This is a genomic window from Enterococcus gallinarum (genome assembly GCF_021496385.1).
In the GTDB taxonomy this organism is placed as follows: domain Bacteria; phylum Bacillota; class Bacilli; order Lactobacillales; family Enterococcaceae; genus Enterococcus_D; species Enterococcus_D gallinarum.
Genome location: NZ_CP050816.1, coordinates 2,011,899 through 2,033,676, shown reverse-complemented (window position 1 = coordinate 2,033,676; position 21,778 = coordinate 2,011,899). Strand labels below are relative to the sequence as shown.

The 21,778-nt window shown below is 40.5% G+C and carries 18 protein-coding genes; 6 read left to right on the top strand and 12 right to left on the bottom strand.

Annotated elements, in window-relative coordinates:
- Positions 1-6: 6 nt before the first annotated feature.
- Complete coding sequence (locus HED61_RS10110; protein WP_003127284.1) at positions 7-1,041, bottom strand: inorganic phosphate transporter; 1,035 nt, start codon at positions 1,039-1,041, stop codon at positions 7-9.
- Between the two features lie 255 nt (positions 1,042-1,296).
- On the opposite strand from HED61_RS10110, the gene rpsT reads away from it, so the two are divergent.
- Positions 1,297-1,551: a 30S ribosomal protein S20 gene (rpsT, locus tag HED61_RS10105; protein ID WP_003127283.1), complete on the top strand. Its 255-nt coding sequence runs from the start codon at positions 1,297-1,299 to the stop codon at positions 1,549-1,551.
- 44 nt (positions 1,552-1,595) lie between these two features.
- On the opposite strand, the gene holA is transcribed toward rpsT, so the two are convergent.
- The 3 genes from holA to HED61_RS10090 are packed head-to-tail and all read right to left on the bottom strand — an operon-like array spanning position 1,596 to position 5,419.
- A complete protein-coding gene (gene holA / locus HED61_RS10100; protein ID WP_176333579.1) occupies positions 1,596-2,621 on the bottom strand; it encodes a DNA polymerase III subunit delta in 1,026 nt (341 codons plus the stop codon).
- Between the two features lie 31 nt (positions 2,622-2,652).
- On the bottom strand, positions 2,653-4,893 hold the full coding sequence (locus HED61_RS10095) for a DNA internalization-related competence protein ComEC/Rec2 (protein ID WP_219645507.1): 2,241 nt from the start codon (positions 4,891-4,893) through the stop codon (positions 2,653-2,655).
- Entirely contained in the window at positions 4,865-5,419 is a 555-nt protein-coding gene (locus HED61_RS10090; protein ID WP_005472581.1) for a ComE operon protein 2, read from the bottom strand. Before HED61_RS10090 ends, HED61_RS10095 begins: the two co-directional genes overlap by 29 nt.
- A 692-nt stretch (positions 5,420-6,111) precedes the next feature.
- Here HED61_RS10090 and gadC point away from each other — a divergent pair.
- Both gadC and HED61_RS10080 read left to right on the top strand, forming a co-directional pair.
- The gene (gene gadC, locus HED61_RS10085) at positions 6,112-7,626 is read left to right on the top strand and encodes a glutamate:gamma-aminobutyrate antiporter (protein ID WP_219645506.1); all 1,515 of its coding nucleotides are present in this window, start codon (positions 6,112-6,114) and stop codon (positions 7,624-7,626) included.
- 31 nt (positions 7,627-7,657) lie between these two features.
- Positions 7,658-9,058, top strand: coding sequence for a glutamate decarboxylase (locus HED61_RS10080; RefSeq protein WP_081132155.1), 1,401 nt, complete (start codon positions 7,658-7,660; stop codon positions 9,056-9,058).
- Between the two features lie 182 nt (positions 9,059-9,240).
- On the opposite strand, the gene HED61_RS10075 is transcribed toward HED61_RS10080, so the two are convergent.
- The 8 genes from HED61_RS10075 to HED61_RS10040 form a co-directional block, all read right to left on the bottom strand.
- Positions 9,241-10,716 (bottom strand): DNA-binding protein, encoded by a 1,476-nt coding sequence (locus HED61_RS10075; RefSeq protein WP_219645505.1) that lies wholly within the window; start codon positions 10,714-10,716, stop codon positions 9,241-9,243.
- 558 nt (positions 10,717-11,274) lie between these two features.
- Positions 11,275-11,871, bottom strand: a complete 597-nt coding sequence (locus tag HED61_RS10070) for a helix-hairpin-helix domain-containing protein (RefSeq protein WP_103300083.1) — start codon at positions 11,869-11,871, stop codon at positions 11,275-11,277.
- A gap of 45 nt (positions 11,872-11,916) precedes the next feature.
- Positions 11,917-12,534: an HAD-IA family hydrolase gene (locus HED61_RS10065; RefSeq protein ID WP_003127274.1), complete on the bottom strand. Its 618-nt coding sequence runs from the start codon at positions 12,532-12,534 to the stop codon at positions 11,917-11,919.
- Positions 12,535-12,769: 235 nt separating this feature from the next.
- Positions 12,770-14,332 (bottom strand): TPM domain-containing protein, encoded by a 1,563-nt coding sequence (locus tag HED61_RS10060; protein WP_219645504.1) that lies wholly within the window; start codon positions 14,330-14,332, stop codon positions 12,770-12,772.
- Positions 14,333-14,592: 260 nt separating this feature from the next.
- Positions 14,593-15,942, bottom strand: coding sequence for a PFL family protein (locus HED61_RS10055; protein WP_003127270.1), 1,350 nt, complete (start codon positions 15,940-15,942; stop codon positions 14,593-14,595).
- 10 nt (positions 15,943-15,952) lie between these two features.
- Positions 15,953-16,219, bottom strand: coding sequence for an ACT domain-containing protein (locus HED61_RS10050; RefSeq protein ID WP_003127269.1), 267 nt, complete (start codon positions 16,217-16,219; stop codon positions 15,953-15,955).
- A gap of 103 nt (positions 16,220-16,322) precedes the next feature.
- On the bottom strand, positions 16,323-16,988 hold the full coding sequence (locus HED61_RS10045; RefSeq protein ID WP_021150912.1) for a 2,3-bisphosphoglycerate-dependent phosphoglycerate mutase: 666 nt from the start codon (positions 16,986-16,988) through the stop codon (positions 16,323-16,325).
- A 224-nt stretch (positions 16,989-17,212) separates the two neighbouring features.
- Positions 17,213-17,857, bottom strand: a complete 645-nt coding sequence (locus tag HED61_RS10040) for a 3D domain-containing protein (protein WP_195957705.1) — start codon at positions 17,855-17,857, stop codon at positions 17,213-17,215.
- 499 nt (positions 17,858-18,356) lie between these two features.
- Here HED61_RS10040 and HED61_RS10035 point away from each other — a divergent pair, with 499 nt between their 5' ends.
- From HED61_RS10035 to HED61_RS10025, 3 genes are read left to right on the top strand one after another with little or no spacing between them, the layout of a single operon-like run.
- Positions 18,357-19,835, top strand: coding sequence for an ABC transporter substrate-binding protein/permease (locus tag HED61_RS10035; protein ID WP_005472565.1), 1,479 nt, complete (start codon positions 18,357-18,359; stop codon positions 19,833-19,835).
- Positions 19,828-20,550: an amino acid ABC transporter ATP-binding protein gene (locus tag HED61_RS10030; RefSeq protein ID WP_113849766.1), complete on the top strand. Its 723-nt coding sequence runs from the start codon at positions 19,828-19,830 to the stop codon at positions 20,548-20,550. The genes HED61_RS10035 and HED61_RS10030 overlap by 8 nt, the downstream gene beginning before the upstream one ends.
- A 17-nt stretch (positions 20,551-20,567) precedes the next feature.
- Positions 20,568-21,719 carry a pyridoxal phosphate-dependent aminotransferase gene (locus HED61_RS10025; RefSeq protein WP_219645503.1) on the top strand — a complete coding sequence of 384 codons (1,152 nt, stop codon included), beginning with the start codon at positions 20,568-20,570 and terminating at the stop codon, positions 21,717-21,719.
- Positions 21,720-21,778 lie beyond the last annotated feature (59 nt).

The window sequence follows — 21,778 nt, the reverse complement described above, 5'->3', positions numbered from 1 at the left end:
CTCTCCTTACAAAATCACAAGTAATACTTTTACCATTACATAGGCAATCAAGCCACAGCCTGGGAAAGTCAAGATCCAAGCATAAATCATTTCTTTCACGATGCGCCAGTCAACGCTGGAAAAGCGACGTGATGCGCCAACACCCATGATGGCAGTTGTTTTTGTATGTGTCGTCGAAACGGGAATCCCAAACACGGAAGATAAGAACAAGCAGATTGCCGCTGTTAAGTCAGCCGAAAAACCTTGATATTTATCCAGTTTGACCATGTCCATGCCGACAGATTTAATGATTTTCATCCCACCGACAGAGGTTCCGATTCCCATAGTAAGAGAACATAACGCCATTACCCACAAAGGGATCGTAAAGCCGTTGCCGCTTTTTTCTACAAGGTTATTGTAGTAAAGACCTAGCATAAAGACCCCCATAAACTTTTGACCGTCTTGTGCGCCATGCAAAAAAGCGTTTGCTCCAGCTGCGACCGCTTGCCCGATCGTAAAAACTTTATTTGCTTTACGACGAGAAGTTCCCCGGAAGAGCCAAACGATCAATTTGGTGATGATAAACCCACCAATGAACCCCATCAATGTTGAGACCACCAGCCCTATCAGTACTTTGACCCATTCTTGTCCGTTTACTGCATGTAATCCGCCCAGTGCCATTGCTGCTCCTGTAAGTCCAGCAATCAATGCATGGGATTCACTGGTTGGAATACCGAAGTACCAAGCCGCAACCGTCCAGACGACGATTGAAAAAAGTGCAGCAGCTAAAGCGATTTGTGCAACATGAAAGCCGCCAGCAGTATCAAAGCTGACAATGTTACTGATGGTTTCAGCAACTTGCGCATTGAAATACGTCATCACTAAGACCCCAAGGAAATTCATCACTACCGCCATTCCAATAGCGACATTTGGACGTAGGACCCTCGTAGAGACTGCGGTGGCAATTGCATTTGGAGCATCCGTCCACCCATTGACGAAAATAACGCCTAACGAGAGCACGATGGTTATAACTAAAGCCATATTCACATTTATACACCTCATTTAAAAATTCCGAAGTAATCATAGCATAGAAAGTGAACAAAGTGTAAACTTTTTGTAAGTATTCATTAAAAAATATGTAAAGGATTAAAATAATAATATAGAACAAGAAAAAATAGCTGGCAAAAGCACCTTTTTTTGTGTTAAGTAAAATTTCTTTACAACTTTTATTGCAAATGAAACTTGCATTAGGTATAATGACTAGTGTTGATTTATACGTTTCAAACGTATAAGAACTTATTTTTGGAGGTGAAATACATGCCAAACATTGAATCTGCAATCAAACGTGTTCGCACAAGCGAAGCGGCTAATGCTAAGAATTCATCTCAAGTAAGCACAATGCGCACAGCAATCAAAAAATTTGATCTAGCTGTTGAAGCTGGTGCTGATAACGTAGATGCGTTATATAAAGATGCTGTTAAAGCAATCGATATGGCTGAGACTAAAGGATTGATCCACAAGAACAAAGCTAGTCGTGACAAATCTCGTTTAAGTAAAAAAATTGCGAAATAAGCAAATTAAAGCCGAAGCAATCAAATGATTGCTTCGGCTTTCTTTTACCCTTGTCTTTTACCATGCTTTAAAACGAACAATTGAAACAGAAATTCTTTATCGATTTGACCACTTTTCACCAAATAATCATTCTCAATCAATTCATGATAAAGGGCTGCTAATTGCTTTTCATTGAACTTTCTTGCCTGCTGCATCGCTAACTTGACCCGATAGGGATGGATTTTTAGTGTCTCAGCAATATTTGCCTGTTGATAGCCGACCTTCATCAGAATCGACGCTTGTAAAAGCAAGCGTACTTGTCCAATCAAAATTGCATTGATTTTAATGGTCTCTTCCCCTTGTAACAACAAGTCATCATACAACCGCCAGGCATCCGCTACTTTTCCTTGTAACACATCATTAGTCAATTCAAAAACATTGTGTTCTAAGGTTTTAGGAATCAATTGCTGAACGATTTCTTTTGTGATCTTCGCATCTTTTCCTGCATACAAGCGTAATTTTTGCAACTCCTGCATCGCTTTTGATAAATGGAGATCAGTCAACCGCAGGAACAGTTCAAAAGCTTCTCTAGTCATTTCAATACCATCGTTTGTCAATGTCTGTTGCAAGTACCGACGAACATCCGCTTCTTTCATTGGTGCCACATCGATGATGATCCCTGCTTTTTTCAACTGCTTCGTGATTTTCTTTCGTTCATCCAGCTTATCATATTCGGCAAAAATCACCAAGACAGCCGTGTCCATTGGATTTTTTAAATACAGCAAAAAATCATCAAGGTCATGTTCTGGAACATTGGCTTTTTTTTCTGCTGTTAGAAAAAAAGGCCGCTCCATAAAGATCAATCGCTGATCACCGAAAAACGGCAACGATTGCGCTTCTTGAATCACCAAATCCAAAGGCTCTCTTTCCATATCAAAAGAAGCAAAATTCAAGTCATCTTTTGAAACTTCAAAACGCGTCAAAAATGCTTGACGTACTTGTTCTTGTAAAAATTTTTCTGTGCCTGTCACTAAATAGATAGGTTGCAGAGATTTCGTCCGAATCTCTTGCAACGCTTTTTGCAGTTCCATAGATTCCCCCGCTTTCTTTTCCATCCTATCATCATTCTAATCGATAGTCTAGCCATGTTTCTAGCTGTTGGACACGATGCCAATTTGACCAGCTGAAGCGGATCATCCCCTGCTGATCTGTTCTCAAGATGCTTCTTCCTTCCATCACTTCCAAAACTTCAGAATGTGGATGTCCATAGCGATTGTCTTTGCCACAAGAAATGATGCCGATTTTGGGTGAAAGGCTCTCGATAAAACGAGCAGAAGTGGAGGTACGACTGCCATGATGCCCTAGCTTTACCACTTCTGCCTGGAGATGAGGGTACTGTTGAATCAACTTTTCTTCCCCTTTTTGATCTAAATCACCGGTAAATAAAAAGCGCCACTTCTCAATTTCAGCCTTCAAAACTAAAGAATCTTCATTTTCACCTTGCCCAGACTCAGGAGCTAAAACAGTGATAGCAAGGTCGCGACCAATGGTTTCACCCACTTTTGTCCAGTGAACAGTTCCTTGCGGAAGCTGCTTGATTAACGCGGCAATCTGAGGATGGTGTTCACTTCCAGGAACTAGGTATATTTTTTTGACAGGGATTGCTGTCATTAATGCCAATGCATCACCTAGATGGTCCGTGTCTCCATGAGTCAAAAAAAGCCCATCGATTTGCCTGACTCCCTCGCCTTTTAAAAATGGAATCAATGAGGCGTGTGCATTTTCTTGATACGCGCGTTGCTGCCACGCCTCTTTAGGAAAAGATAAACTGCCGCCGGTATCAATCACATACACTTCCCGGTTAAAGGCTGTTTGTAGGACAATACTATCACCTTGCCCAACATCGACAAATGTAACGGCAGCAGGGACAAAAAGACGCTGTAAAAGTAGCGGTAAAAACAAACTGACTAAGAAACAAAAAAAGAACTGATGTCGCTGATACAAAAATAAACCAAGAAGACTACAGAAAATAGCAAGTTCTATGGGAATCCTTCCAGTCGTGAGGGCAAATCTTCCAAGAAAAAAGACGATTTCCTCTATTCCATGCAAAAGTGTTTCACTCCAACTATCCAGATAGGGTATTTTTGGTATCAAAAGACTTACGGCAAAAAGAGCAAAACAGCTAGGTAAGATAAAACGTTGAAACAACGGAAGCAAAAGAAGAGTAAAAATCCCACCCAACAAAGGAAATTCATAGAATAAGTGCATCAGCAGCGGCGCTGCCAATAACGGCAAAAACTGAGAACGGATCACTGAGGAAACCTGTACGTTTCTTTGCATGAGCAATAAAAAAGTCATCAAAAAACATAGCTGCCCGGACGTTTGCAGAAAAACTTTTGGGTCGATCATAAGTGTTAGAAAAAGCACGATACCGTAACGATCACAGGCTGAAAGGTGACAGGAAAACAGTCGCAAAAGAACGGTCATCCCATAAGCGAGAACAGCTCGAATCACGCTGATAGAACCACCAAATAAAATGGCGGCTATCAGGATAATTGGCAAAAGAGGAAGCAGCATCTCCTCTCTGGTGAGCTTTCCTCGTCTCAGACCTCGTTCTAACCAGTAGAAAAAGAAAGACACATGCAGTCCGGACACAGTAAAAAAGTGCAGCAAGCCACTGCTACTGAATAATTGACGGATCTCTTGAAACTCATGATCTTTATACCCAAATAACAATGCGTTTATATAAGATGCCAGCTTCTCAGGGAAAAACTGCTTCACGTGAGTCACTGCAGCTGCTCGCCACCTGTAGATCGAAGAAATCCCGGCAGTTTGTTTGCTTGCGAGAATCTCAGTAATCGTCAATGTGCCTAAGAAGTTCCTGCTAGCCAAATAAAATGAGTAATCAAAGGCATGTTTGTTTCGGATTGGCTCTGCTATCTTGAAATTTCCATGGACTCTTAGTGATTTCTGCCAATTTTGTCGGCTGAGCCATTGGTCTTTTTCGGAAAGAGAAGAAACTTGGTAACGCCCCATCACTTTACCTTCAAGCAGTTTCCCTTCAAATGTCACTAAATCACCATTAACTTTGATCGTATCAGAATAGATAAGAACCTCAGCAGTTAACGATCCTTCTTCCAACTGACGATTTTGAAAACTGACCATACGTCCCCCTATCAATACACTGCCAAGACAACAAAGTGTCAATAAAGCAACTTGTTTTTTTATCAGTAGTCCCAGAAGAAGATAACTTGCGATAATAAATAAAAGAACAGATTTCAAATAGAAACCTGTTACCCAGCAACCAATGATCACTCCAACAAAAAGGAAATGGTCACGGCATGTTTGTGTGTGTAGCCCCATTCAAGGCACCAAAAGATAATTTTTCAAAATATGCTGGATCAAGTTCAACTTGGTGGACGGTAGCACCAACTTGTTGAATCAAATCTAGAGCATATTGATTATTGCGGTAGTCATTCAGATAATGAATTTTCTTGACGCCTGCCTGCAAAATCGCCTTCGTACAAGGCAAACATGGAAAGTGTGTCACATAAATCTCGGCATTGTCGGTTGAAACACCTAGCTTGGCGCATTGCAGTAATGCGTTCATTTCTGCATGGATCGTGCGGATACAATGTCCGTCAACCACATAGCAGCCTTCATCAATACAATGAACGTCTCCACTAACTGAGCCATTGTAGCCGCCGGCAATAATCCGTCGGTCCTTGACTAGTGTCGCCCCCACCTCTAACCGAGAGCATGTACTTCTAAGAGAAAGTAAAACAGCTTGAGCCATAAAATACTGGTCCCATGGGATTCGTTTATTTCCTTCTATCGATCGGTTTTGAGAATTAACCCATTGATTCTTTTTATTCAGATCGCTTGTCATCTGCGTACCTCCTTTTTCTATTTTTCCGATTGCGAAATAATAGTACACAATTTTTTATAATATACTATACCCCCACTGATTAATCTAGGGGCTAATGAATTTTAGTGTCTTTTTCTCCATTCACTTCTGCTTGTTTTTCCTACTGCTACCGTCAGTCAAACAGTTCTCAAAATGACTCCACTACCTGCTGGGTATTGTTTTTGATTAAGGGACTGGGAATAAAACTGCTTGTTATTTTCTTTGATGCTACTAATATTTGATGCTACTAACGGATGGAACGAAAGATCCTAACTTTACTCTTCCCAGGTATAATAGTTTTTTCGCCTTTTCTCTCTTTCTTCTTCCGATTCCTCCCTTTCATTGAAACACTTGCCTAACGCAAATTTTTCATAAAACCTTTGTAGCAACACCATCTGCCTATTTCTAGTTTTTCAGGGGTACATAAAATAATACGCCTTTCGAGTGCTCTTGCTTTTTTTTAACAGCAAAATACACGGTTCTTTTTTATTTCCAGCTTTTTTTCTTTTTCACTTTTGTTTTCAGAAAAAACTTGGAAATTTTCTTACCCAAAAAGTTTTATACTTCGTTTTGTAAGAAAAGAGGTGGACACACAATGAACAGAAGCATACATCAGCTTTCTCCTCCGAGATAACAGCGCCAAAAAGATATTAGACTTAGAAAGAAGCGATTTGATGAACGAGAAAAAATTATCTTTATTTGGTTTTTTCGCACTAACAGCCTCGATGGTCCTGACTGTGTACGAGTACCCAACTTTTGCCACGTCACAACTTCATTTGGTTTTCTTCTTATTATTAGGAGGTATCCTCTGGTTTTTGCCTGTTGCACTCTGCGCGGCAGAAATGTCGACGGTAAAAGGCTGGCAGAACGGTGGGATATTTAGTTGGGTCAGTGAAACATTAGGCGAACGGTTTGGCTTTGCAGCGATCTTCTTTCAGTGGTTTCAGATTACTGTCGGGTTTGTTACGATGATTTACTTCATCTTAGGGGCACTTTCTTATGTGCTGAATTTTCCCGCCCTCAACAATGATCCATTGATGAAGTACATCGGTTTGCTGATTATTTTTTGGCTCTTAACGTTTTCTCAGTTAGGTGGAACCAAAAGAACAGCAAAAATTGCAAAAGCAGGATTTGTTATCGGGATCGTCATTCCCTCTATCCTCTTATTTGTGCTAGCAGCAGCTTATTTCATCGGTGGAAATCCTATTCAAATACCCCTGAGTGAAAAAGCATTTATCCCTGACTTTTCAAAAGTTTCTACTCTCGTGGTATTTGTCTCTTTTATTTTGGCTTATATGGGTGTGGAGGCCTCTGCTTCCCACATTAATGAACTAAAAAATCCGCAAAAAAATTATCCACTAGCAATGATTTTGCTAGTCATTCTTGCCATTGCATTAGACGCTATTGGCGGCTTCTCTGTTGCTGCGGTCATTCCGCAAAAAGAATTATCTCTCAGTGCCGGAGTGATTCAAACCTTTGAATCGTTGTTGCTTCACTTCAATCCGCATCTTGGTTGGCTAGTGAAGTTAATCGCACTAATGATTGCCTTTGGTGTCATGGGTGAGGTCAGCTCATGGGTCGTTGGCCCATCAAGAGGTATGTTTGCAGCGGCACAACGAGGATTACTGCCGACTTTTTTACGAAAGCACAACAAACATGGCGTCCCTGTTCCGCTAATCATGATTCAAGGAATCATCGTTTCAATATGGGGGGCTGTTCTAACGTTTGGCGGCGGTGGAAACAACTTATCTTTCTTGGTAGCTATTTCGCTGACAGTAGTGATTTATTTGATTGGTTATTTGCTGTTTTTCTTGGGCTATTTTGTTCTGCTTTTTAAGAAAAAAGATCTTCCTCGTACCTATAATGTTCCAGGAAAAACAATCGGAAAAACAATAATCGCAGGATTAGGGCTCATCATGTCGCTGCTCGCAATATTCGTTTCGTTCTTCCCACCTTCTTCGATTCCTGCCAGTGAAGACAGAACTTACCAAGTCATCTTGTTGATTAGTTTCATCGTTACTTTATTGTTACCATTCATTCTCTATGAACTTCATGACAAACGTGGCAAAGAAGCTCAAATCGACGAACCGGTTCATATGAAAACAGGAGATGTGAACCCTGCCACTTATCCAAGCGCTCGAGGAGAACACCACATCGTTCAAAACGAGAAGTATACAATCAAACATTAACCGTATTTTTTATCTATTAGGAGGAATTATCATGTTATATGGAAAAGAAAACCGCGAAGAAGCAGACTATTTGGAACCAATTTTTGGAGCTGTTTGTGAAGGAGAAGATTTACCGAAATACAAACTAAATCCGCAATCTGTTGAACCTAGAATGGCCTATCAGCTCGTACAAGATCAGCTACTTGATGAAGGAAATGCCCGTTTGAATTTAGCTACATTCTGTCAAACCTATATGGAACCGGAAGCAGTTAAGCTGATGACACAAACTCTAGAAAAAAATGCCATCGACAAATCTGAGTATCCACGAACAGCAGAAATTGAAAATCGCTGTGTGAATATCATTGCAGATTTGTGGCATGCAAGCAAAGAAGAAAAATTCATGGGCACTTCTACCATTGGTTCTTCAGAAGCCTGTATGTTAGGTGGGATGGCAATGAAATTTGCTTGGCGTAATCGGGCGGAAAAACTCGGTCTCGATCTAAATGCTCATAAACCTAATTTAGTGATTTCAAGCGGTTATCAAGTTTGTTGGGAAAAATTTTGTGTCTACTGGGATATCGAGATGAGAGAAGTCCCCATGGATGAAAACCATTTGTCGATCAATCTTGATAAAGTGATGGACTATGTTGATGAATATACGATCGGCATCGTTGGCATTCTAGGAATTACCTATACAGGACGCTATGACGACATTAAAGGATTGAATGAACTTGTTGAACAATACAACCAAACAACGGACTATAAAGTCTACATTCATGTGGATGCTGCTTCTGGTGGTCTCTATACCCCTTTTACTGAACCGGATCTCGTCTGGGACTTTCAATTACCAAATGTCATATCAATCAACACATCCGGTCATAAATACGGTCTCGTTTATCCGGGTGTGGGTTGGGTACTTTGGCGCGATCAATCTTACTTGCCTCAAGAACTTGTATTTAAAGTCAGCTATTTGGGCGGTGAGTTACCAACCATGGCCATCAACTTCTCCCATAGTGCTGCTCAGTTGATCGGACAATACTATAATTTTGTGCGTTATGGTTTTGATGGTTACAAAGCGATTCATGACAAGACCCATAAAGTTGCTCTTTATTTGGCAAAAGAAATCGAAAAAACCGGTCTATTCGAAATGATCAATGATGGCGCTCAACTTCCGATCGTCTGCTACAAATTGAAAGACGATCCAAAACGGGAATGGACGTTGTATGACTTAGCAGACCGTTTACTCATGAAAGGTTGGCAAGTTCCAGCTTATCCATTACCAGCCAATTTAGACGACCAAATCATCCAACGATTGGTCATTCGTGCAGACTTTGGTATGAATATGGCCCACGATTATATTCAAGACATGAAAGAAGCTCTACTGGCACTTGATCAGGCTCATCTGGTTTATCATAAAAAACAAGAAATCAAAACCTACGGCTTTACTCATTAAAAAGGCCAACACGTTCTAGCAAGAAACTTCCCCAAAATCATTAGAGCTCTCAACGTTACTTCTATTGCGGAACTGTCCCAAGTAGTGCCATTCGCTTGCACTACTTTAGTTCAAAGAGAGGGATTGCGCACGGCTGTGCGCAATCCCTCTCTTTGTATCAATAATTACCTTTTTCAGTCTTTTCAATTACTCTTTGTTGCAAAGATTTCCTCGACTCGTTGATATAGTGTCTGATTGATAGCTAAGATAACAGAGGAAACAGTGCTGAAAGTCACCGGATAAATTTTAGTATTTTTCGTTTGAAGTGTTTCTTGGTAAAGAGAAGCATCACACAAAATCATTCGTTTGGTACAAAAAAAGACATCATCCACCACATCAGTTAATTGGTGATAGATCATATTGCTTATGGTAAAGTGCTCATCTAACATTTCTTCTAACTGTTGGCGATAATACAAGTATTTAAAATCAGAAGGTGCAACAATATACACTTCCAAATGTTCAGTTTTTTCAGCATCAGGAAGCAAACTTAGTAAAATCGTCAATTTACGAACCAGATTGTCATTCCATCGAATCATCTGCTGGTTTTGGTTTGCCCATAACCCAAGGCTCTCCATTATTTGATCAAACATTTCCCTCTCACTTGGGTAGAGAAAGAATAGACGATCCGTTTGAAAGATCTGCATGTCCCCCCAAGCGGAACGAAGAAACGGTAGTAACGCTTTTTCGAACAACAAATGATTTTTCTCGGATATTCCTAGTCGGTTTTGTAATAAATGCGTGAGTTCCAACATCTCCGGACAGCGATGAATGTGATTACGATAAACGACTTCAAAATCTCTTTGCAACAGCTCCAGATTATTGCACTGATACTTGCGTGAATTAAAAAGTGAATAGATGTAAAATTCTTCGTCCTCATTGCTACACAAAGAAACTACAAGTTCATTAAGACCTTGCTGTAATAATTGAAATAGCGGTGTCTGTCGTGCCATCTCCTTGTCCCTTGATGCAAAACAAATAGGAGCTATTCGGCTTCTTGCTAATCCGATGTGGATCCCTAAATGAATGATTTGACGTTCGTCTTCAGGATAAGAACGCAGAAAAAAACGTTGTTCCACGAATTGGATCAGTTCTTCACAAGCCTGCTCAATAAAAGACTGATTTTTTTCAGGACGTTTTCCTAAATAGTTCATTACAGCCAATAGAAGATAGCGGAAGTCTTTCTCGGGGATCTCGACCTCCTCTTGCTCTTCATTTAAATAGCCCATTTCCTCAAAAAATCTCCATAAGTCTGTCCGAATGGTATAAACCTTGCTTAATGAAATAAACACCTCTTCCGATATTTTTTGCCAACTTCTCTCTCCAATCAAAAATTGATAGAGAACTTGTAAAAAATAGGATCCTTGATAAATGGTTTGAGTAAGCTCTGATAAGGAAGATCCGGCAGTAAAAACCACTTGATATGTATGCTTCTCGTGAGTGGCGGTAGCAATGCGTTCTTTCAGTAAAAGCAGAATTTTATCAATGTCATTGATAATGGTCGCAGGACAGACATCCAGCTGTTCGGCTAAACGGTCAATAAGCACGCTTTCCTTCTCATACAACTGCTCGCAAAGATAGACTTGACGAATCACGCATTTTTCTATATACCTTTCCAGCATAGGCTCGCTCCTTTCCCGAGTTTATTACGTCCGTTATTATAAACTATCAGGAAATAGGAAGAAATGAAATTGATAGCATTCTGAGGAAAAGTTTAGGCAAAAAAATTGTTTTCAAAATTATTTTTAATTTTCTCTTGGGAAAAATGAAGAATTTTTCATGTAATCGGTATAGCTTACCTTTAGCAAATCTTTTCCTGCTGAAATAAACAAATGGATTACACAGTGAGAAAAGGTCTACTTTGTATTCTCACTATAAATTCCTTAGATCCCTTAGCATTCGATACAACATATAGTTGTATCGATTGACTCTTTTTGAGCAAAAGATTAATTTTTACAACCACCGGCCGTCTGCGACAGAGTGTGTTTTTGTTAGCATAATACGTCGCGATACTGACTTGTTTCACCCGATCGCTCTACTAAATAAAAATGACTTCTCTACTTACCTTATACCCCTTATACCCCTTATACCTTATACCCCCTGTACTCCCTATACCCCCTACAACGAAACAGAAAAGCCACTGAATCGCGAGCTTATTCTCTTATTCTTTCTCTTATTTTTCATCGCACCTTGATCAACCCTTCCAAAGCCTCATAAGTTTTAGTGCCAATACCAGAAACTTCTTTCACTTCTTCCACGGTTTTAAAAAAACCCTTTTCTTCACGGTAAGCGATGATTGCCTCTGCCTTTTTCGCGCCAATGCCTGGAAGCTCTTGTAACTGGCTGCTATCTGCTGTATTTAAATCGATCTGGTTCTGAGCAAGTGTTTCTTCTGTTCTATTGTCAGCGTAGACTACCGGATCATCTAAATGAGGAACGATTACTAATTGTTGATCTGACAATTCTTGGGCAAAATTCATGACTTTTTCATTTCCTTCATCAGTGACCCCGCCCGCTAATTGGATCAGCTCATACAGTCGAGCTCCACTAGGTAAGGTGTAAATACCCGGATTTCGGATTTCTCCTTTGATATCTACAACGATCTGGTCCAATGACTCTTTCCTACTCTCTGATTCGAAAATTGGTGAAGACTCTTCTGCTTCGGGCCATTTTGGCTCATTCGGGGTAAAAAACAAACCAAACAGAAAAAGAATGACCAACAGCGCGCTCAAGGATAAATGCCAATATTTTTTCCCAAAATCCACCCACTTGTCCATAATGAATCACCTCAAAAAGAAGTACGCAAAAAAAGTCTTGATTGCTCAAGACTTGATAATTTCTTCGATTTCTTTCATGGAATGAACGACATGGTCTGCATCCAAATCAGTTAGCAATCCTTCAATATCATAGAACATCGTTTGCACCCCTGCCCCTCGTCCAGCCAGCACATCCATCGCACGATCACCGATCATTACAGTCGTTGTTTTGTCCAATTGATATTTTTCCACTAAATAATTCAAAGACGTTGGGTCCGGCTTGCGGGGAAAATTATTCTCCGGTCCCACGATCTCTACGATCAAATGGTCAAGATTTTCTTTCATTAAAAGTTCTTTCGTTGAAACAACGTCACGATGGGTCAAAATATAATTCTTGCCGCCATGGTCTACTACTGCTTGTAAAGCTTCTTTCGTTCCCGGAAATGAAACGGGTAGCCGCTCATCTAGTGCTTCATATGCTTTAAAACGAGCGCTAAAATCAATGAAATCCAATTGATATTTCTCAGCTACTTGTTTTGATGACGATGCTTTCAAGATGCGATAAATTTCTCTCGAATCGGGATCAAATCCAGCGTCTTTCAATGTTTTAAGAAACGCCTCTAACATGATTGGGTAACTGTCAAACAATGTGCCGTCAAAGTCCCAAATATACGAATGATACATGTACAACCCTCATTTTCTAAAAATAAGCTGAAATGTTTCCGTGAAAAAGATGTTTTTTTCAGCAACTTTACAAAGTTTATCACAAAAGTCCGCCTTTGTCTTTAGATCAAAAGGCAAAGTGGTTGAGACAGAAGTGATTAGTTGCAAGAAATTACGGCTTATTACTGCAAAAGCCACCGCTTACCGTGCGTTCGAAAAAAGAGCTATGACAACCTTTTGTCACAGCCCTTAAAAATTACCAGCTTCCGGAAATTCCGCCCCCATTACTGGACCCACCGCCAAAGCCACCGAAATCACTATCCGAGCTTTTACTCTCTGTGATGACCTGTTCTTGTCGCGTGACATGATTGATGAGTAACAAATAAACTAAAGATTGATCCATAGTGGTTGGATTGTATTCACGACGAGCATTATTCAATAGTTCTGAACGATCTTCCCCCGAAAAATCACCTACTTGTTTTTGTAGATCTGGATGATTTTTATATACTTCATGGAGATCGATAGTAAACAAAGCATCCGTTTTAACAGAATCAATCAAGCTAGCTATTTCCTGAGAACTCGTCTGCACCATTTCAGGATACGTCTTTTCCTTCGTAAGCAGCATAGCCAAATAATCGTTGTTGCGACTACGCCGCTGAATTTCTTCTTCCGCCAACTGCTGAATCTCTTTTTTATACTGTGGAATCAAATAAGCATTTTCTGCAAGAATATCTCCAGTTAAATCATAATCTCGTAATTGTTCCTTGAGTTGCCGCTGCAATTGTGTTTCATAGGTTCGCAATGTGTCATGGCCTTGGGCTAACTCTTGCCCAAAGATCTTCAAATTTTTATGATCTTTCATATATTCTTGCACGAATTGATCGGCCAACTGCGGATTTTTCAATGCTTGTTGAATCATTTGGTTTCTAGCTGGTTGCGGACTGATTCTTTCAAACTCAGCTAATTGCCTCGGAATAACTTCACTAAGCAGGTACATTTTTAACGCCTTCAAACACTCTCCAGCAACAATATAGTGATTGAAGGTCTGATAATTCCTTCTTTTACTTGCCCATCTGTAAAAAGCCTTTTCATCAAACGCTGGATCCGAATGAATATGAGGAGGAATCACATTGGCTGCTTGAAAGCTTTTCTTCGTTTGGCGCTTGCGCCAGCCTATCACTCCGCTAATAGCTGCAATAACCAATGCACTAACTGAACTAACAAGTTGCCAAAACAGCAACCAAAATTTCTTTGACTCTGCGGCTTCTCGGGCCTTTTTTTCTGCCAGTAGCTGTTGCCCATCCGCATAAATTTTGTTCAGACCAACCGTTTCGTCCGCTGTTTTCATTTCCTCATAGACGCGATCAGAAGCATTTAAAACAGCTTGATCATAGTCTTCATCACGCAAAAGATCTTTTGTATCTTCATCGATCAGGTCATCATCTGACAAATCAGAAAAAATATACGTTAAGCCATCCCCATAGCCTAAACGAAATTCCCGGTCCTCGATGGCAAACACGAAGACTAAGCCATTGTTATACGCGGATTGACCAAAACTGTATTCATCAAATAACTGATTGGTTACTGTCTCAATCGATTGGCCGTCTAAGTTTTTAAGCGTGACAACAGCGTATTCTGGACTTCCTTGCAACGTTTGGAACCTCTCTTGGTTTAATTGATTGATTTTTGCGATTGTCTCTGCTGAGAGGACCCCTGCATTATCCTTCACAAAACTTTGACCAAATACTTTTTGGGGAACAAGTAGCACGAACATGACGATCACTACCAGTATGGAGCTGCCCACTACCCTCTTTTTCATTCTTGACACCCCTATCTGTATAAAATTACGTTAATTGTATATTATTTCCAGATGATCAGCATAGGGCTAAAGCCTTAGATCACAAAGAAGAAACTGCGAACTAAGTGCTACACTAAACAAAATGTCCGATTTTTTTACTAGCATCCCCTCCAAAATACCATTAGGTCTTTATGAGCGAATGTTCGAAAAGTAATCACCTTTTCGTCCAATCGAGAGCATTTGATTTTGTGTGTTCCTTATATCGCAGTTTCAGAAGATGATCAGTTTTTGAAAGAATGAATCGGCGCAGGAATTCGGCCGCCTCGCTGAATAAAGTCAGCAGATTTAGCTGGATTAACTTTCATAACAGGTGCTGTGCCTAGTAAACCACCAAATTCGATGCGGTCTCCTACTTGTTTTTCTTTAGCCGGAATGATACGTACCGCCGTTGTTTTATGGTTGATGACGCCGATTGCTGCTTCATCAGCAATCATCGCAGCAATCGTTTCTGCAGTAGTATCTCCAGGAATTGCGATCATGTCTAAGCCCACCGAGCAAATTGCTGTCATCGCTTCTAACTTTTCTAGATTCAACAAACCACTTTCAACTGCTTTGATCATGCCTGCATCTTCTGAAACCGGGATGAAAGCACCCGATAAACCACCAACATGATTGCAGGCCATGACGCCGCCTTTTTTGACGGCGTCGTTCAATAACGCCAATGCAGCCGTTGTCCCGTGAGTTCCAACGGATTCCAGACCCATTTCTTCCAAGATGAGCGCCACACTATCCCCTACAGCCGGAGTAGGTGCTAAAGAAAGATCGACGATCCCAAAAGGAACCCCTAAACGCTCGGAAGCTACCCGACCTACGAGTTGCCCCATACGGGTTATTTTGAAAGCCGTTTTTTTGACTGTTTCTGCAACGACGTCAAAAGATTCTCCTTTGACTTTTTCAAGCGCACGCTTGACCACTCCAGGACCGCTGACGCCTACATTAATCTCGACATCTGCTTCTCCGACACCGTGAAAAGCACCGGCCATAAACGGGTTGTCTTCCACTGCGTTAGCAAAAACAACTAATTTTGCACACCCCATGTCTGAGGCTTCAGCCGTTTGTTTGACTGTTTCCCCCATTAACCGAACAGCATCCATATTGATTCCAGCTTTGGTTGATCCAATATTGACCGAAGAACAGACAAAGTTCGTTGCTGCCAGCGCTTCTGGAATCGATTGGATCAATGCTAAATCACCGCCTTGATACCCTTTTTCAACCAGAGCACTGTAGCCACCGATGAAATTGACCCCTACTGTCTCAGCTGCCCGATCCAATGTTTTAGCTACCTTCACACAGTCTTGTGGCGTCGGTTGACTGGCTGCCACAACAATGGCAATCGGGGTAACAGAGATTCGCTTGTTGATGATTGGAATACCATATTCTGTTTCGATTTGTTCGCCAACTCGCACCAAGTTCTTGGCTTTTGTCGTAATTTTTTGATAGATTTTTTCGCACATCTGATCGATATCGGCATCGATACAGTCTAAAAGAGAGATTCCCATTGTAATGGTACGAATATCAAGATTTTCTTCTTCAACCATGCGAATGGTTTCTAGTATTTGATTGATTTCCATAGAAGCCCTCCTATAATTTATGCATGGTATCAAAAATTTCTTGGTTTTGAATACTGATTTTAACACCTAGTGTTTCGCCTTTGGTATGCAATTGCTCACGAATCGTTTCAAAATCTGCATTTGCCTCCATCGATAATAACATCATCATCGTAAAGTATTCTTCCATGATGGTTTGTGAAACATCGAGGATATTGATGTCTAATTCTGCCAATAGTTGGCTAACCCCTGCGATGATCCCTACCTTGTCTTTTCCAATAACGGTCAATACTGCTTTCATAAGAGCCCGCCTTTCATAAAATTTTTCTTATTATAGCATAAGAAAACCGCACTTTCGATGAAACTTCATACGAAAGCGCGGTTTTTAGTAATAATGTTCGTCTTTATCCCAGCCGTTCTTGTAAAACAGCTTGTGAATCAAAGGTATAAATGATTGGCTCTGCATTGGGGACATCGATTTTGTCGACTTCTTCTTCAGGTACATTCTCCAAATACTTCACTAAAGCCCGCAAACTATTGCCATGGCCTGTGATCAAGACATTTTTTCCTGATCGAATGAAGGGAACAACATCATCCGACCAAAAAGGGGTGATCCTTTCAACGACCATTCCTAGGTTTTCTCCTTTAGGAATCAAGCGTGGATCTAAGTCGTCATAACGACGATCAAAATGATTTTCTGAAACATACAGCGGCGGTTCATTATACCCTCGTCGCCACTTTTGGACTTGACCTTTTCCATAACGAGCAACCATTTCATCTTTATTGACACCGACTAACTGTCCGTAATGTCTTTCATTCAACCGCCATGTCTTATAGGTAGGTACCCACAATTGAGCGCTTGCTTCCAAAACAGTGTTGCAGGTGATGATGGTTCGCTGAAGATAAGAAGCAAATGCTACATCAAAAGAAATACCCAATTCTTTGATTTTTTCTCCCGCTTGCCAAGCCTGTTCCCGACCCTTTGCTGTCAAGGCCACATCCAGCCAGCCCGTCCAATAGTTTTCAAAATTTGCTTCGCTTTCGCCATGCCGTATCAATACTACCTTCACTTGAACGCCTCCTCTTTGATTCATTATCTCAAGAAAAAAGCAAAATGTCTTGGGCAAAGTTCACAGAGACATCCTTTTTTATCTGAGTATACAAAAAGGCTAGGCATAAGTTGAGCCAGACCCGATCTTTAAGGAACAACTGTCCTCTCGTAAATCTTTCTGACTGTTTTTACTTATGCCCTAGCCTCATACGTGCATGGGTCTGTTCTTAAAATTTGGAGAAATTAATCAAGAATCGTTACTTGAACGGTCCGACGGCCCCATTGTTCGCATTGTGCATTTGTTGGGAAATGCACGTCGATGATATTTCCCTTGATCGCACCACCGGTATCGCTGGCGATGGCTTCTCCATAACCTTCAACATAAAGTCTTGTGCCTAGAGGGATCACAGATGGGTCCACCGCAACTGCCATCGGATTTTCCAACAAGTTTTGGCCGGTAGCTGTCACAGTTCCGCCGCCTAAAACATCTGCTGGATCAGAACTATATGCTGTTGCTTCCATCGTCATCGTTGTTCCAGAATAGCTGCTTGCTGCAGATTCAGATTGGTTTTCTTTGGCAGATTGGTCTTCTGCTTGTGTGGTTTCTTTTGCAGGTTGTTCACTTGCTTGGTTATCTGATGATACTTTTTTGTCGGTGTCAATAATCAGAGTTGTACCATCGTAGATGATGTTAGGATCTTTCAGTTTGTTGTCTTTTGCAATTTGATCAATATGATCTAAATTACCAAAGTATTTTAAAGAAAGACCAGATAATGTGTCATCAGATTTCACCACATGTTTGATTTCGTCTGCGTTAGCAGTTGTACTTAATGCAGCAAAACCAGCAATTGTGGCTGTAGTTAATACGAATGTTTTAATTGATTTCATAAATTTTATTTCCCTCGCTCTATGTAAGTTTTCGTCGTAACGACTTGATAAATAATAGCAAGATACGTTAAGTCCTTGGTAACAGTTCGATGACGAAATATTTCACTTTGATAAAAGAAATTAAATAACGCACCAAATAAAAAGCAGAAAGACTTAAAACCTTGCTAAATAAAGCTTTAATAATAAACAGAAGATCGATTAACTGTTACAAGATTCTTTTAAGCTAATCATAAAAGCCGAATGAATCTTAAATATTTTCATAATTTCCGGAAATTTTCTGAAATAAATTTTCTTATATTACAAATTTGTAAAAAACAATTCAACCTGTAAACTTATAGAAAACACTGTTTTTTCTGAAAACTCAAATATATTTCGTGATTTTTCCAAGAAAGGGATTGACTTCCCACAAAGGTATGATACGATATTTCTAACGTTTGTTGTATTTTTATACATAATTCAGGCTATTATTGTATTTTAAAACAAAAAAAGGAGTAATTGAATGAAAAAGATGTGTAAATGGTTCGCTTCAACAATGATACTGATCGTCCTGTTCTTTTGTGTTACCACAAAACTGGTACACGCTGAAACAACAGATCCCGTCTATGAAAAAATAAAACAAAATGGCGCATTGATCGTTGGCTTATCTGCGGATTATGCCCCCTATGAATTTCATACCACGATTGATGGCAAAGACGAAATTGTCGGCTTTGATCTATCAATTGCCAAAAAAATCGCTGATGATCTAGGTGTCGATCTTAAAATTGAAGAATTAGGTTTCGATGCGCTGTTAGGAGCATTAAAAACTGGAAAAATCGATCTTGTCATTTCGGGGATGGCTGCTACCGATGAACGTAAAAAGGAAGTCAACTTTTCTGACACTTATATGGAAGTCCAACAAAAAGTGATTGTTCGAAAAGAAGATCAGAACCGGTTTCAATCAACAGCAGATTTCAACGGTGTAGCTGTCGGTGCTCAAAAACAAACCACACAAGAAGAATTAGCTAAAAATGAGTTGTCCGGCTCACTTGTAACCTCTTTGCAAAAAGTTCCGGATCTGATCACAAATTTAAACTCAAAAAAAGTGGATGCTGTTGTGATGGAAGGTCCTGTGGCGGAAGCCTATGTTCAATCAAATGATAACTTAGCAATTGCCGACGATGTGGTCTTTGAGAAAGGTACGAAAGAAACAGCAATTGCTATTTCAAAAGAGGCGCCGCTGCTCCTGGAAAAAATCAATGCTTCCATCAAGACGATTGTCGATAACGATCTATTGAGTCAATATCAAGATGAAGCCTATGCTCTAATGTTCAATGAAGAAACAGGAGCACCTGAAGAAGGCTTCTTTAGCAAATATCTGCCCTTTTATCTCTCAGGAGCCGGTTATACTATTTTTTTAGCCTTTGTCGGTGTACTCTTTGGCTCGATTGCTGGTAGTCTACTGGCATTTATGAAACTTTCTGCGTCAAAAATTTTGCGTTGGATTGCGATTGTTTATATTGAATACGTGAGAGGTACCCCGCTCTTAGTACAGATCTTTATCGTTTATTTTGGGACTGGCGTACTAGGTCTGGATTTATCCAAATTAACGGCAGGTTGTATCGCTCTTGCACTTAATAGTGCCGCCTATGTGGCTGAAATCATTCGTGCGGGGATCAATGCGGTCAACAAAGGTCAGTTGGAGGCAGCCCGTTCATTAGGAATGAATCAAGTTCAAGCGATGCGCTTCATTATTTTTCCGCAAGCCATCAAGAACATTTTACCTGCTCTCGGCAATGAATTTGTGACAGTCATCAAAGAGTCTTCTGTTGTCTCTGTCATTGGTGTCTCCGAATTGATCTTCCAAACAGGGGTCGTCCAAGGTGCCAGTTTCAAACCTTTCCTACCATACGTGATTGTTTCCTTGATTTATTTTGTCTTGACTTTTGCTCTTTCACGATTACTAGGAGTTGCAGAAAGGAGAATGAAAACAAGTGATTAGCGTAAAAAAACTTTTAAAAAATTTTGGTGCGACAGAAGTTCTGAAAGAGATCGATCTTGAAATCTCCACGGGTGAAGTCGTTGTGATCATTGGACCTTCTGGAAGCGGCAAAAGTACTTTTCTGCGTTGTTTGAATCTTTTAGAACAACCTACCAGTGGTCAAATCGAATTTGAAGGAAACGATCTTTTGGCTAAAGAGATTGTGATCGATCAAATTCGTCAAAAAATGGGTATGGTATTCCAAAACTTTAATCTGTTTCCTCATAAAACAGTTTTGGAGAACATCACCATCAGCCCCATAAAAGTAAAAAAACAAGATCAAGAGACCGCTGAGAAAAAAGCCTACGCACTTTTGGAACAAGTTGGATTAGCAGACAAAGCGACTAGCTATCCTGCAAGTTTATCTGGTGGGCAACAGCAGCGAGTAGCTATTGCTCGTGCGTTGGCTATGGATCCAGATGTGATGCTTTTTGATGAACCGACTTCTGCACTTGATCCGGAGATGGTTGGTGAAGTATTAGCGGTGATGCAGGCACTCGCCGAGAAAGGCATGACGATGGTCGTTGTGACTCATGAGATGGGCTTTGCCAAGCAAGTAGCGGATCGCGTGATCTTCATGGCTGACGGTATCATTCAAGAACAAGGAACACCTGAAGCGATCTTTGACCATCCGCAAAATAGCCGCACACAAGATTTTTTAAGAAAAGTACTATAAAAAATGGAGATGAACCTATGAAACAGTCGATGATTGCACAACGATTTCAAACACCCGAAGAAAATCTACTAATGGACATTGCAACGATTGCCAAGAAAACACCAAATTTGATAGATCTGTCCATCGGCGATCCTGATTTGATTACTGACAAGTCGATCATTGCTGCCGCTTTTACGGACGTCAAAAATGGACATACAAAATACACGGCTTCTGATGGCAGTGCCGATTTTATTCAAGCTGTTGTCGATTTTTATCAGACCCATTATGGATTGACTTTCTCCAACGATCAAGTACGGGCCTCAGTTGGTGCGTTACATGGCATGTATCTTGCTTTGTGCGCGATCTTGGATCCTGGAGATGAAGTAATTATCCATGAGCCTTACTTTTCTCCTTATAAGCAGCAAGTTGAAATGGCTGGCGGAAGCCCAGTTTTCATCCCTACCTTTGAAAAAGATGGTTTTCAGATCGCTATTGATGTATTAAAAGCAGCGATTACCGACAAAACAAAAGCCATTATCATTAATTCTCCCAACAATCCCACTGGTGCTGTCTTTTCGCCGACAACTTTTAAAGCAATTGCTGAAGTTGCCGAAGAAAATGATTTGTTGATCTTGTCAGATGAAGTGTACGAAGCCTTTTGTTTTATGGAAGAGTTTGTTCCTATGGCCACTTTTGCGCCTGAGCGGACGATTACTTTTAGCAGTTTTTCAAAAGCTTTTGCTATGACTGGCTGGCGGATTGGTTACATGATCGCTCCTTTATCCATCAATCAGACAGCCAAGTTGATTAATGAAAGTATTGCTTATTCTGCTCCTACCCCCTCACAACGAGCGGGAATCTATGCGTTGAATCACTACGACGAACTTGTTCCAGCAGTCGTGGAAACCTTCAAAAAACGGCTAAGTTACATTCAGCAACGAGTCGCTACTATTCCTTTTCTTTCTTTGTCTCCTGTCAAAGGAAGTATGTATGCCTTCATCAACATAGAAAAAACTGGCTTGGATTCTGTTACTTTCGTTGAAAAACTTTTAAAAGATACTAGCGTGCTAATGATTCCCGGTAAAGCTTTTGGTGAGACGACTGGTGATCATTATGTCCGTTTAGCTGCTACGCAATCAATGCCAATGCTAAAAGAAGCCTTTGATCGCATTGAGCAGTTCACTTTTTAATCAACAAAAAATCCCTCTGCTCCAAGAGAGTGAATCACTCCCAAAAGTTAGCTTTTATG